The sequence below is a fragment of the Nitrospirota bacterium genome (assembly GCA_040752355.1).
In the GTDB taxonomy this organism is placed as follows: Bacteria; Nitrospirota; Thermodesulfovibrionia; order Thermodesulfovibrionales; family Dissulfurispiraceae; genus JBFMCP01.
This window is the reverse complement of record JBFMHE010000013.1, coordinates 37296-50687: the sequence shown is the minus strand read 5'-3', so window position 1 is coordinate 50687 and position 13392 is coordinate 37296. Positions and strand designations below refer to the sequence as shown.

At 59.7% G+C, this 13392-nt stretch carries 11 protein-coding genes; 5 read left to right on the top strand and 6 right to left on the bottom strand.

The window, feature by feature from the left end:
• Positions 1-152: 152 nt before the first annotated feature.
• A complete protein-coding gene (locus AB1805_10545) occupies positions 153-908 on the bottom strand; it encodes an alpha/beta hydrolase (GenBank protein MEW5745858.1) in 756 nt (251 codons plus the stop codon).
• A gap of 44 nt (positions 909-952) precedes the next feature.
• Between AB1805_10545 and AB1805_10540 the strand changes: the two genes are divergently transcribed.
• Positions 953-1483: a YqhA family protein gene (locus AB1805_10540; protein MEW5745857.1), complete on the top strand. Its 531-nt coding sequence runs from the start codon at positions 953-955 to the stop codon at positions 1481-1483.
• A gap of 19 nt (positions 1484-1502) precedes the next feature.
• Here the strand turns inward: AB1805_10540 and AB1805_10535 are convergent, their stop codons facing one another.
• Positions 1503-1712 carry a hypothetical protein gene (locus AB1805_10535; GenBank protein ID MEW5745856.1) on the bottom strand — a complete coding sequence of 70 codons (210 nt, stop codon included), beginning with the start codon at positions 1710-1712 and terminating at the stop codon, positions 1503-1505.
• A 396-nt stretch (positions 1713-2108) separates the two neighbouring features.
• On the opposite strand from AB1805_10535, the gene AB1805_10530 reads away from it, so the two are divergent.
• The 3 genes from AB1805_10530 to AB1805_10520 are packed head-to-tail and all read left to right on the top strand — an operon-like array spanning position 2109 to position 7476.
• The gene (locus AB1805_10530) at positions 2109-2756 is read left to right on the top strand and encodes a DUF2760 domain-containing protein (GenBank protein ID MEW5745855.1); all 648 of its coding nucleotides are present in this window, start codon (positions 2109-2111) and stop codon (positions 2754-2756) included.
• Entirely contained in the window at positions 2756-4609 is a 1854-nt protein-coding gene (locus AB1805_10525; GenBank protein ID MEW5745854.1) for an Hsp70 family protein, read from the top strand. Before AB1805_10530 ends, AB1805_10525 begins: the two co-directional genes overlap by 1 nt.
• Positions 4609-7476 carry an Hsp70 family protein gene (locus AB1805_10520; GenBank protein ID MEW5745853.1) on the top strand — a complete coding sequence of 956 codons (2868 nt, stop codon included), beginning with the start codon at positions 4609-4611 and terminating at the stop codon, positions 7474-7476. The genes AB1805_10525 and AB1805_10520 overlap by 1 nt, the downstream gene beginning before the upstream one ends.
• Before the next feature lie 27 nt (positions 7477-7503).
• Here the strand turns inward: AB1805_10520 and AB1805_10515 are convergent, their stop codons facing one another.
• From AB1805_10515 to AB1805_10505, 3 genes are all read right to left on the bottom strand, one after another.
• Positions 7504-8490 carry a L,D-transpeptidase family protein gene (locus tag AB1805_10515; protein MEW5745852.1) on the bottom strand — a complete coding sequence of 329 codons (987 nt, stop codon included), beginning with the start codon at positions 8488-8490 and terminating at the stop codon, positions 7504-7506.
• Positions 8491-8632: 142 nt separating this feature from the next.
• Positions 8633-8977 carry an Lpp/OprI family alanine-zipper lipoprotein gene (locus AB1805_10510; GenBank protein MEW5745851.1) on the bottom strand — a complete coding sequence of 115 codons (345 nt, stop codon included), beginning with the start codon at positions 8975-8977 and terminating at the stop codon, positions 8633-8635.
• Positions 8974-10152, bottom strand: a complete 1179-nt coding sequence (locus tag AB1805_10505; GenBank protein MEW5745850.1) for a L,D-transpeptidase family protein — start codon at positions 10150-10152, stop codon at positions 8974-8976. The genes AB1805_10510 and AB1805_10505 overlap by 4 nt, the downstream gene beginning before the upstream one ends.
• 563 nt (positions 10153-10715) lie before the next feature.
• Here AB1805_10505 and AB1805_10500 point away from each other — a divergent pair.
• On the top strand, positions 10716-12077 hold the full coding sequence (locus AB1805_10500) for a Fic family protein (GenBank protein ID MEW5745849.1): 1362 nt from the start codon (positions 10716-10718) through the stop codon (positions 12075-12077).
• A gap of 113 nt (positions 12078-12190) precedes the next feature.
• On the opposite strand, the gene AB1805_10495 is transcribed toward AB1805_10500, so the two are convergent.
• Positions 12191-13249, bottom strand: coding sequence for an ATP-binding protein (locus AB1805_10495; protein ID MEW5745848.1), 1059 nt, complete (start codon positions 13247-13249; stop codon positions 12191-12193).
• Between the last annotated feature and the right edge of the window lie 143 nt (positions 13250-13392).

Genomic DNA, 13392 nt, shown 5'->3' with positions numbered 1-13392 from the left:
ATGCCGCAAAGACATCAGGTCCAGGCAGAGACGGAGTGGCGCACGCCGACAATGTTCAAATGCTGTTCGTTGAGCTCTGCGCAGAGGTAATGACAGCACCCGCCTTATCGATGTAAACCTGAGCTATTGAGGACGATGGTGAGCTGCCTTTGCTACAGTTCCAGGAAAGGCCGTATCACTCCGACAAACTCCCTCGCCCTCGAATAGTTGACACCGTGCCCGCCTCCCGGAATGACCGCCAGCCGCCCGTCCGGCAGCAGCGAGGTCACCCGTTCCGCCCAGCGCTGGGGCGATACATAGTCCCTCGTGCCGCGCACTACCAGGGCGGGAATTCTCACGAGGGGAAGCCGCTTCTCGATCGGATCGCGGAGGGCCTGGCGGATCGTCTCGACGACCACCGGCCAGCCCGCGGCCCGGTAGTCCCGCACCATCCCGAGGGGAAGGGAGGGCGACTCATACGGAGCGGTACGTATGAAGCGAAGGAGCTGGATGAGGAAACGGCGGGCCTCCTCGTCCGTGGTGGGGCCCTGGAGCACGGCGCGCCGGATCCTCGAAGGGTACCGCACCGCGAACTCGGTGACCACCGCGCATCCGTACGAGTTGCCGATCATACTTGCCGAAGCGATACCGGCGGCGTCCATCCACGCCCCGAGCGCATCCGCCAGGTCCGGCACCGGCAGGGCGTGGGCGAGCTTCTGGCTCCTTCCGTACCCCGGCAGATCGGGGGCGCAGGCAGTACAGAGGGGAGCGAGCTCCCTGAGCGCAGGGGCCCAGTACCAGCTCGATACGATCATCCCGTGCACCATGACGACCACCGGCCGGCCGGGTGCGCCGGACCCGGCGCTCCGCATGAAAAAGCTCACGCCCCCTGCCTTCACCCGCGATTCCGTTATAGCTGACGGGTCCATTCCCTTCGATCACGCCGCCTCAACTCTGGTATAATGGAGGAGCCATGTTCCGGCGCTTTGAACGGATTATCGAGAGAATACTCTGGGAGAGCAGGCTCGTCATCCTGCTCGCCGTGGTCGCGAGCATACTCGCCGCACTGCTGCTCGTCGTCATCGGGAGTTATGACATCCTCCATGTGCTCGCCGATGCCGCGTACGCCTTCGGCGACGCATCGGTCTACGCTGCGTTTCACAAGACAGCCATCACCCACATTATCGGGGCCCTCGACGCATACCTGATCGCCACGGTGCTGATCATCTTCGGCATCGGGCTGTACGAGCTCTTCATCAGCAAGATCGAGCATATCGAGAACGATACCAGGTCGTCGAAGATCCTCGTCATCCACTCGCTCGACCAGCTCAAGGAGAAGCTCGCGAAGGTCATCATCATGGTCCTGATCGTCACCTTCTTCAAACACGCGGTGAACTTCAGCTACGGGGACATCATGAGCATCCTCGCCCTCAGCGCAGGCATCTTCCTCGTCGCCCTCTCCATCTATCTGACCCACAAGAAACACGGCGGCAAAGAAGAGTAGCTCCCTCGCGAGAGGCCGGTCACGCTCTTTTTGTCTTCCGCTTGCGTGCGCTCCCGCTCTTCCCTTTCTCCCACCGCGCCTCCTTGTCCGCACAGGGCAGGTTCTTGTGGACGAGCTTCTTCTTCAGCGTGCACTCAAGGGCGATGAAGGTCCTGCAGCTGCGGGAGCCGTCCACCGCATCCGACTTCGGGAATGCAGCGTATCTGCAATCGAGATCGCAAAAGTCCATATCTCCATTATACCGGCAATCGCGCCGTCAAGGCGTCCATTATTGAGTTGTCAACGCACCTTTTTTGGGATACAATTTCTAGAGCGTCTAACGGAATGAGCGGAGGGAGTCAGACAAGGCACAGTCTGTTCGCTCATTCTCGGCAAACATCCTGTTTGCCTCCGAGGCACCAGCCCGCTCCATCATCCATGATTCCGCTCGGGCTGCTGATACCGCTCCACATACTATGCCTCGCCCGACTCCATGCTCTTTCATTCTGTTAGAAGCTCTTAGAGTTCAGAGCAAAAGGGGCTTTCCTTCTATCTGGTTCGAGAAGAGGCATCGTACCAATCGCTACCTTCTGCGGCGTACAGGCTGCGGCGTACAGACGTGCCTTGTACGGCAGGGAGAATAACCATGCTTTCACGAGGAACAGCACTAGCTTCCCTGGTGGCCGTTACGCTTGTCGCCATGCTTGCCGTCGCCTTTGCGGTCCCCGCCCTCTCGGAGCAGCCGCCTGCGCAGCGCGTGGTGCTGCTGCTCATCGCCGGGGTGGTCCTCTCGGCGATATTCGCCGTGATCGTCTCGAAGGCTTTGAAGAGCGCCCCTGCGAGGCCGCCGGAAGCGCCTCCTGCGACGGCGGCGCTGGAGCCCGTGAAGGCTCCTCCTGCCGAACAGGTCTCCTTCGAGCCCGGAGCCGTCCAGGCGCTCTCGCTCCTGCAGAAGGAGGGCCGCCTCATCGACTTTCTCATGGAGGACATAAGCGGGTTCGATGACCGGCAGGTAGGCGCCGCGGTCAGGAATATTCACAAGGAGTGCCGGAAGGCGATAGCGGAGCACATGGATATCGAGCCGGTACTGCCGGAGCGCGAAGGCGACGAGGTGGTCGTCAGGGAGGGGTTCGATCCATCAGCCCTGCGCCTCACCGGCACTGTCGTCGGACCGCCTCCCTTCAAGGGAACGGTGCGCCACAGCGGCTGGAAGATCTCGGCAATGCGCATGCCGCCTATACCGAAGAGCCAGGCCCCGCACATCGTCGAGCCTGCAGAGGTCGAGATAAGGTGATGGATACCCCCCGCTACATTGTCGGCATTGACCTCGGCACCACGAATTGCGTGGCCGGGTATATCGATACGGAAGAGATCAGGGACGACGCTCCCGAGATACGCCTGCTCGCCATTCCCCAGGTGGTCGAGGCGGGCGTGGTCGAGGCGCGCGATATGCTCTCCTCCTTTCTCTATCTCCCTGCAGGTGCGGAGCTGCCGGAGAAGAGTCTCTCCCTCCCCTGGGAAGAGGAGCCGCACCTCGTCGTCGGCGAATTCGCCCGTAAGCGCGGAGCCGAGGTCCCGCTCCGCATGGTCTCTTCGGCAAAATCGTGGCTCAGCTATCCTGCCGTGGACAGGACCGCCCCCCTGCTGCCGTGGCATGCGCCCGAAGAGGTGCCGAAGCTCTCGCCGCTCGAGGTCTCGGCCCGCTACATCGATCATATCCGCAATGTCTGGAACCACACCATCGCCGGCGGAAATCCCGATTACCTCCTCGAAAACCAGGCCGTGCTCATCACCGTGCCCGCCTCGTTCGATGCCGTTGCCCGCGACCTGACCGTAAGGGCCGCTGAACGGGCGGGACTGCAGCAGGTCACGCTCCTCGAAGAGCCGCAGGCCGCGCTGTATGCCTGGATCAGCGGAAGCGAGGAGTCGTGGAGAAAACAGGTCGCAGTGGGCGATGTGGTGCTCGTCTGCGATATCGGCGGAGGCACCACCGACTTCAGCATCATCGAAGTGAGCGAAGAGAAAGGAGCCCTCGCGCTCAGGCGTGTGGCGGTGGGCGAGCATATCCTCCTCGGCGGCGACAATATGGACCTCGCCCTCGCCTTCTCGGTGCGCAGCCGCCTGGCGGAACGGAACGTCCCGCTCGATACGAAGCAGACCATGGGCCTCGTGCAGCAGTGCAGGGAGGCGAAGGAGATCATGCTGAACGATCCGGCCTCTGCCAGCCGGCCGGTCACGGTCCTCGGCAGGGGACGGAGCGTGGTGGGCGGGACGATCACGACCGAGCTCCTTCGCGAGGAGATGGAGCGGGTCATTCTCGAAGGCTTCTTTCCCGAGGCATCCGTCACCGATGCGCCCTCGGAGCGGAGGGCGACGGGGCTGAGAGAGCTGGGGCTGCAGTATGCAGCGGATACGGCGGTGACGCGCCACCTCGCCAAATTCCTGCGCCAGAACGTGCGCACGGGAGAGGGTGAGGCCGCAGGCGGAAGGAGCTTCATCCATCCGACGAAGGTACTCTTCAACGGCGGTGTCACCAAAGCGGCAGTCCTGCGCGACCGCATCACCCGCAGGCTCGATGCGTGGCTCGCGGCAGAGCAGGACGGGCCGGTGGCGGTGCTCTCGGGCATAGACCCCGAACGCGCCGTCGCCCTCGGCGCAGCCTACTACGGCTATGCAAAACGGGGGAGAGGGGTCAGGATACGCGCCGGCGCTCCGCGGACCTACTACATCGGCGTCGAGACCTCCATGCCTGCAGTGCCGGGCATGCCTCCTCCCCTGAAGGCGATCTGCGTCGTCCCCTTCGGCATGGAAGAGGGGACCGATTTCGAGATCCCTGGACAGGAGTTCGGCCTGATCGTGGGAGAGCCCGCGGTCTTCCGGTTCCTCACGTCGCTGACGAGAAAAGAGGACCCTCCCGGCGCCGTAATCGAAGAATGGGACAGGGACGAGATCGTCGAGCTCGCGCCCCTCGAGACCGTGCTGCCCGCAGAGGGCGTCGAGCCCGGCGCACTGGCGCCGGTGCGCCTCCATAGCTATCTCACCGAGACGGGCAGCCTCGAGCTCTGGTGCGAAGCGACCGAGGCGCACAACGGCCGGAGAGGCAGATGGAAGCTCGAGTTCACCGTGCGGGAGGAAGTCGCGGTGTGATGCACTCAGGACACCACGCGCGTTATCGCATAGGCATCGACCTCGGCACCACCAACTCGGCGCTCTCCTTTATCGATGCGGAACAGGGCGGCGATAAGGGCATCGAACGCTTCTCCATCCCCCAGCTCGCCGGTGAAGGGATCATTCAGGAGCTGCCGGTGCTGCCCTCGTTCCTTTATCTCCCCGGTGAATACGAGCTGCCCCCCGGGAGCATCGCCCTGCCCTGGGAAAAAGAGAGCACCCGTATCGTAGGCATGTTCGCCCGTATTCAGGGCGCCCGCGTCCCGGCCAATCTCGTCGCCTCGGCCAAATCATGGCTCAGCCACAGCCGTGTCGACCGCAAGGGGCCGATCCTCCCCTGGGGCAGGGAGACGGCGGCACGGCGGGTATCGCCGGTCGAGGCGTCCTCTCTCTATCTCAGGCACCTGAAGGATGCCTGGAATTACGCGGTTGCGCAGGGTGATGCAAGACGCGCTCTCGAAGAGCAGCAGCTCGTGGTCACCATTCCCGCCTCGTTCGACGAGTCGGCCCGGGAGCTCACGGCAGAGGCGGCGCAGATGGCGGGGCTGCGGCACTTCACCATGCTCGAAGAGCCCCAGGCAGCCTTCTACTCCTGGCTCGCCGCGCACGAACAGGACTGGCGCGATACCGTACGTCCCGGAGCGCTCATCCTCGTCTTCGACGTGGGCGGCGGGACGACCGACTTCACGCTCATAACCATACACGAGGAAGCAGGGGCGCCGGTCTTCCGCCGCGTTGCGGTAGGCGACCACCTCCTCCTCGGCGGCGACAATATGGACCTCGCCCTCGCCCGCGGAATCGAGAAGAAGGTCACGGGCGGCTCGGGCCGGTTCGATTACCAGCAGTGGCTCTCCGCTGTCCAGCAGTGCCGGGAGGCGAAAGAGGAGCTCCTCGGCCAGGGGCAGCGGGAGAGCGTGCCGGTCACCATTCTCGGGAGAGGACGCAGGGTGGTGGGAGAGCTGCTCAGGACCGAGCTGACCGCAGCGGAAGTCAGAGATACTATAATCGAAGGCTTCTTCAAAAAGGTCGAACTCGACGAGCCGGTGCAGCGGGGCAGGGCAACGGGGCTGCAGGAGCTCGGCCTGCCCTTCGTCTCTGATACCGCTGTCATGCGCCACCTCTCGTCCTTCCTGAAACGGCATGCGGGGAGCAAGGAACTGCCCCGGGTAATCGACAGCCGGAGCGGGGAGGCGGTGGTTCGTCCCGACATGCTCCTCTTCAACGGAGGCGTCTTCAAGTCCCCGGTGATCAGGGAGCAGGCGGTCGACGTGATCACCCACTGGTTCTCCGATGGTGAGTGGAGAGTGCAGGTACTCGAAAACGATACCCTCGACCAGGCGGTCGCGATCGGCGCCGCTTATTACGCCGCGGTGCGCGAAGGCAGAGGCCGGCGGATCGCAGCGGGAACAGCACGGGCATACTACATCGGCGTGGAGCGGGCCGGCGAACGGGCGGATGCGCAGCTCGTCAACCCGGTCACGGCTGTCTGCGTTCTTCCGAGAGGGTTCGAGGAAGGAGGGGAGCTGCATCTCTCCAGCCCGGAGTTCCAGGTCATGACCAACAGCCCGGTGAGCTTCACGCTCTATGCTTCGAGCTACCGCGTCGGCGATGAGCCCGGGCAGGTGATCACTGCTGAAAGAGACGAGTTCGTCGAGCTCCCTCCGGTCAGGACCGTGCTCCACTTCGGCAAGAGCGCCGGCAGGGTCAGAATACCCGTTTCACTGGGAATCCGGCTCAACGAGTTCGGCACTCTCGACCTCTGGTGCGAATCGAAGAAGACGCCCCACCGCTGGAAGCTCGCCTTCCAGCTCCGCATGGAGGATGCGCTCCAGGCCCCGTCGCAGCAAACGATGGCGGAGACCCATACGCTTACCGATACAGCGGTGAACAGCGCCCTCGACCTCGTAGAGCAGGCGTTCCTGAGCTCTCCCCGCGAGCCCTCGGACGTGACGCCCGGGAATGTGGTAAAGAAGATAGAGGCGTTACTCGAGCTCGACCGGAACGACTGGCCCCTCGCCGCTATCCGTAAGATGTGGGACCACCTCATCGCCGTCAGGGAGCGGCGGCGGACGACTCCCCGTCACGAGGCGCGGTGGCTCAGCCTCTCGGGGTTCCTCCTGCGGCCCGGCTTCGGCTACGAGCTCGACGACTGGCGCATCGAAGAGCTCTGGAAGCTCATCTCCGAGGGCGTCCAGTTCCCCAACGACGTGCAGTGCGCTGCGGAGTGGTGGATCATGTGGCGGCGGAGCGCAGGCGGGCTCAACGACGCGCAGCAGGACGTGCTCTTCAAGCGCATCGCTCCCTGGCTCCTCCCTTCCCGCAAAAGACAGGGGGCGCCGAAGCAGCCCGAAGCGGTCGTCACCGAGATGTGGATGCTCGCAGCAAGCCTCGAACGGCTCCCGCCCGGGATAAAGACAGAGCTCGGGAATGAGTTGCTCGGATCTTCCAAACGGTGGAAAGGCAGGGCAGCAGGGCACTACTTCTGGATACTCTCCCGCCTCGGCGCCCGGGTGCCCTTCCATGGCCCTGTCGAGAGGGTCGTGCCGCGGGAGACGGCGGAACAGTGGATAGAGGCCATACTGAAAGAAGAGTGGGCGCGGCCCCATGATGCCGTGTATGCCCTGACCCAGATGGCGCGCATGACCGGCGACCGGAGCAGGGATATCGATGCACCCCTCCGCGAGCGCGTCATCGAGCGCCTCTCCGCCTTTCCCTGGGCCGAACGCTCTCTCGGCCAGATACGGGAAGCGGTCCCCCTCGGCTGGGAGGATGAGAAGAGCATCTTCGGAGAATCACTGCCGGCGGGACTTTATATCGAAGAGACATTGACCGATACGCGAGGTTGATCGGCAGAACGGCACCTTATGAAACTCCTATGGGATTATCTCGACAACCGTACCATTGGGCACCAGCCTGTCAATTTCCTCGATTTCCTCATCGGTAACGGCGATACAGCCCTTTGTCCAGTCAATCTCCGTGTGGCGACCACCGACCCACGACAGACCGTTCTTGATGCCGTGGATCATGATATCTCCGCCCGGAGAGACGCCGAGCTCTTTCGCCCTTTTTCTGTCTTGTTCGTTCGGATAGGAAATATGGAGCGACAGGTGATAGTCGCTGTTCCTGTTCCTCCAATCGATAGTGTAGGTTCCCTCGGGGGTCTTGTTATCGCCTTGTCTCTCTTTTGGACCATCCGGGTTTCCCCCCAGGGCTATTTTGTAGGTCTTGAGCACCGTATCTTTGGAGAACAGTGTCATTCGCCGCGCCTTCTTCTCTATCAGGATCTTATCTGCCGGTCCCTTCTGGACAGCAAAAATCTCTCTTTGCAAGGCAACGATCTCGCTCTCTTTCTTCTTAACTTCCTGTTCGAGCGCCTCGATCTTTTTTTGCAGGGCAATAAGCTCGTTTCCCTTGCTCTTGCTCTCCTGCTGGAGAGTCTCTATCTGTGCTTGCTGCGCAGCAATCGTCTTATCCTTGAGAGTGACATTAGTGATTTGAAAGAGCATCATCTCACTGTCTTTCCTGTACCCGCTCTCCGGATGCTCCTTTACGATTTTCTGAAAATATTCCAGGGATTTCTGATAATCTTTCCGCTCATTCCCGGGATACGCGTAAATAATGCCCATCTCGAAAAGAGCCCTCTCTCCCGCAGCGGGATAATGTTCAATAATATGTTCGTATCTGGTCAGAGCGGCCCGGTAGTTTCCCTGGCTGAAGAGGTCGTTCGCCTCTTTGAAGGCTGACGCGGCCCTGGAAGCCTCAGTAAGGTGACTGCATCCGCATAAGAGCAGTGGCAGTATCATGATGCAGGCGAGGAAAAGATAACGATGCTCCCCTCTCCTGCTCGGCTTTTTACTCATACTCGCCTTCGTGTTCGTTCATAACGGTTTGCTGATTATCGGGAAAGACGTGAACGGCAGAAGCAGGGGAGGCAGGGTCTCTCCCTGCCTCCCCCCTTCCCGGACATGAGAGGTGCCGTTGGCAGCCCCTCCCTTCCATCGCTTACTTCCTCATCGATCTCTGGAACATGTCGTCAGCCGCCTGCGCCCTCTGGTCTGCGAGCTGTATCTTTTCTTCTGCCATCTTCGCCTTTTCCTCTGCTATCCTCTCTCTTTCCTCTGCCTTCTTCAGGGCATCTTCGGCGCGGGCTACCGCAGCCTCCGCCCTTAGCGTAGCCGCATCAGCCGCCGCCTTGGCAACCTGCGCATCCTGCGCTGCCTGATCAGCCTTCGCACGCGTCATCATTTCGTCCGACTGAACTTTCGCGAGGTCGCCTTTTGTTGCACATGCCCCGAGAAGAACAGCAAGAACAAGCATCAGCGAGATCATCAAAAAACTCTTCTTCATCGTCTCTTCACCTCCTTTCTCTCGACGATTTCTTTGACAGGCTCAATCAATGTGCCGTCTATTGCCAAATCGACCTTCAAGCGCTTGATTGCCTCGTTGGCATCTCTGACGTCGTTGAAGGGGCCGGCGATAACGCGGTGGCGAGCGCCCTTCGATACCACCCTCGCCGGGATTGGCGGCCCCTGGTGGTTGATGATGGCGGCAAGCCTCACCGCATCCGTCTTGTCGCGCATGTCGGCAGCCAGAACAGACCACGCATCCGCTTTCAGCTCCGGCACTTCCGGCCTCCCGTATAATTCGCCCGGGTGATCGAGCTCTATGGGCTCCGCGATCTCTTTTCCGCCTCCCGGCCCGATCCCGAAGAGGGGGACGGGAATGCCGCGGGCCTCGGCCGCTACTCTTTTCACTGTGCTCCAGTCGAGCGTGCGTCCCGATTCCTTTTCAAGGCTTCTCAATTTCGCATAGACCTTGTCGAACTCAACAGAGTCCATGTCTTCCGGGAGCGCATGAGCCTCCATGTAGACGACCCCATTCAACCGGCCCAGGAGATAGGGCTGGTTAACGATGTATACCGGTGCTTTAACGGTGGTGTTCTCATAGAGTCTTTCGATGTCTTCCGGGTAGAGCCGTATGCAGCCGTTGGTTGCCCTGAGGCCGATGCTGGCCGGTTTATTGGTGCCATGGATCAGATACGTCGGCTTGCTCAGATAGAGCGCGTATTCTCCGAGGGGATTCAGAGGTCCCGGCAGCACTGCGGGAGGGAGAGGATCTCCTTTCTTGCGATGATCCTCGGCAATGGAGGCAGGCACATGCCAGGTCGGCCGGGCTGCCTTGCGTTCCACATACATTTGACCCGTGGGCGAGGGCCGCTCTTCGGTACCGATGCCGACCGGATAGGTAAACACCATCAGTGACTCGCCATCCTCTTTGAAATGAAAAAGCCTCATTGCTGCCAGGTTGATCACGATTCCTCTTCGGGGAGCGTCCGGCAGGATAAAGCGCAGAGGCAGCAGGATACGCTCTCCGGGCTCGGGCGCCCACCTGTCTATCCCCGGGTTAGCCGCACTGATTTCATCGATTCCAAGGCCGAAGTGCCGTGCAACGTCCGGCAGCGTATCCCCTTTTTCAAGACTGATGAACGCCAGCCGGCCGATGACATCATCTCCTTTTCTCACCGAGAAGTCATTTCGTTCGATACGTTCTTCCCGATGCCCTGTACCGGGCTGATATTTCTCATAAAGACTTTTTGTTGCAGCACATCCATTGAGGAACACGATGATGCTGAAAAAGACTGCAAGACAAAGCTTATCGGACAAGAGTGACGGGTCAATAATTCGGCTCATAATTCAAAAACAATCCTCTCGATGCGCTATGCCGCGCAGGGCCGGCATTTTTACGATTACAGACTATTATACATTCCGCCTCTTATAATGCAGAGTGAATTTTACCCATTGGGGGGTGAAGTTACCATGCACTGCTCGGAACTGATGGCGCGCATGCCCGGCGACCGGAGCAGGGATATTGATGCACTCCTCCGTTTATACTTCAGTTTCAGAGGCTTGATCATCCGACGGGACGAGTCTGCACGGTGAAATGGTACCATTCCGCTGCCTCTGTTGTTATTTATAAATATGTGCTATAGCCCGTCAGATTTTTCCTAATTTCAAGTATCTTTCAATGTGTTTTATTAGTCTAGCTTCAGTTGTCTTTTCAGTAGTTTTTCAGCTATAGTATGGCCATGGAACAGTTCTATTGGCAAAAGGTCGAAAAAGTCTCTTTCGCAAAGCTCAAAATACTCACCGATAGGGGATTCGGGTACGTGCGAGAGCGTATCACCTTCGATGATGAGACATTCAAGCGCGTCGACGAAGAGATAGCTGTCTATTCAGACGTGCAGCCTGCTGTCAAACCGTTCCTTGCAAAACAGTCGGCATTGCTCGCCTCTCTGGCGATATCCAAACTTGAGGGCCAGAACACCATCGGCATCAACGAGGCACGGACCATCTTCGCCGATCGCGAGAGGGGCGCGCGCAGGCAGGACACATCGGGGGCAGTCAATCGGGTCACCGCCAAAGACGATTACAGCAGGCTTGAGTATGAAAATATTGTCGACACCTTGCAGTTCGTCAATAGCGAAAAGTTCATACCCCCTTCTGCTCGCCCGCATCTGATACATCGGCTTTCACCCGAGCTCATACAGGACCTGCACCATCGGCTCACGGATGGACTCGACCGCTTTGATGGATATGTTATCGGGTTTTCCAAATACAATGCAGGCAGGTTTCGGGACACTGATGAGGTGGTTGTCGGGCTCGGCAGGTTCGGTGATCATTATCGCCCGATCCCCTCTAAGGATATTCCCTCGGAGCTCAAACGGCTCATCGAGTTTCTGCAGCATAACCCGACTATCACGGGAGTCAATCTCTTTATAACTGGTCTCTACGCCATACATCCTTTCAGGAACGGCAACAAACGGCTCTGCAGGATACTCGAGCACGCATTATTGCGAGACCTCGGCCTTAACAAGTACAACATCTACAACCCGAGCCGGTATTACAGCAACAAAGTGAACCTAGAGAGGTTCCATGCCGCCCTGCAGCAGACCCTGGCCTTGAGGAACTTCACCCCCTTCGTCAATCTTTCAAGGGAGGCCCTGTTTTTCTCTCAGCTCTCCGTAATGGAGTACGTTGTGGCAATAAGGCGAAGGGATTTCTTGAAAGAGCAGGTTCGCGACCCGGACCTGCGAGATGCGTACAAAGTGCTGGCGGAGAACAAAGCGAAAACGTACAGCCAGGTGCTCGAACATATGCAGCGGGTTCTCAAGAAAACCTCAAAGGGATCTACAGAACGCTCTATTGTCACTTATCTCAAGCAGGCAACAAAGGATAGGGTTCTCCTGAGAGAGAGAAAAGGGAGGACTGCTCTCTATTCACTCTCTCTCCAATTGGACGAGGAACGGTACCTTAAAGAGGCGATCGGGAGAAACCTTGACCATATCGAATATATTCCTGCGGATCTTTCAAAGCTCCTTTATTTCCCTGGCGAGGCCCCACGGACATCGACCTTCAGCCCCATAAGGACGCCATCCGGGGGATTCTAAGAGCGCCTAACAAAATGACTACAACTACTGCCGGAAAGCTCTACTTACATGCTGTCTTCTTGGACGGGAAACTTACGGGAGGACTTGCACCTGTAGCATGACTGAGGCGGCCCTCATGGACTGGCTATCCTTATCGGCAGCGTGACGCTGAAGGTGCTGCCTTTTCCGTAGGCGCTCTCGGCCCACAGTTTTCCGCCGTGCGCCTCCACCACGGTCTTCGCTATCGTCAGCCCGAGGCCTGAGCCCATTCCATCCCTGCTCACCCGGTAGAAGGCGTCGAAGATGAAGGGAAGATGTTCCTCTGCAATGCCGATGCCGGTATCGCTGACCTGAATGAGGACCTCTGTCTCGCGCCGCGCCAGGCGCACCGTGACGCTTCCGCCGGGGTTGGTGTAGCGGATGGCGTTATCGAGAAGGTTGCCGATCACCCTTCCCAGGAGCCGGGCATCCGCACCGAGCACAAGATCGGCTTCCGGCTCGCACTCGAAGACCAGAGCGACCCCCTTCTCGTCCGCCTTTGTCCTCGCTGCATCGATGTATTTGAGGAGCGCCGCCTTTACGGGGAACGGCTCTGCAAGGGGCCTGCACTCCATGGCTTCGAAGCGCGAGAATTCGAGAAAGTCGGTGATCAGCCACTCGAGCTTGTTCAGCTCCTCCATGACCGACCTCAGGCAGCTCTGCTGCGAATCGGTGGTGGGGCCCGCCTTGCCGGAGAGCAGCCGCTGTACGAACCCTCCGGCAGTGACAACCGGGTTCTTCATGTCGTGGGCGAACATGGAGAGGATATTCTTCCTCTCGCGCTCGAGCCGCTTGATCTCCGTTATATCCCTGAAGAGCTCCACGCCGCCGGTCAGCTCTCCCTCTTCATCGAAGAGCGGGGCTGCAGTGATCGAGAGCGTGATCGCTTCACCGCTCTTCCTCCTGATCGCGACTTCCGCTGCGAGGATCTGTTCGTGCCGTTCGAACGTGCACTTCAGAAAAGGACAGGCCGACCGGTCGGAGGTGCCGTGGAGGAGCTCGAGATGGGAACTGCCGATGGCCTCCGCCCTCGTATAGCCGGTGATCCTTTCCGCCGCGCGGTTGAACTCGACGATGACGCCCTCCCTGTCCACTCTCGAAAAGCCGATGGGCAGCGCATCGAAGACCAGCTCGTACAGCTGCTTCTTATCCATATCCCGTTGCCGCGGTACCAGGGCCGATCGGGTTCATGAGCGCTCCCGCACCGCGGATGCTCCAGGGAACGCAAGAGCTTATCCCGAATGTTCTCATCATTCTACCCTATTGTATCACCTGCAAGAGGATCAGGGCACCACAG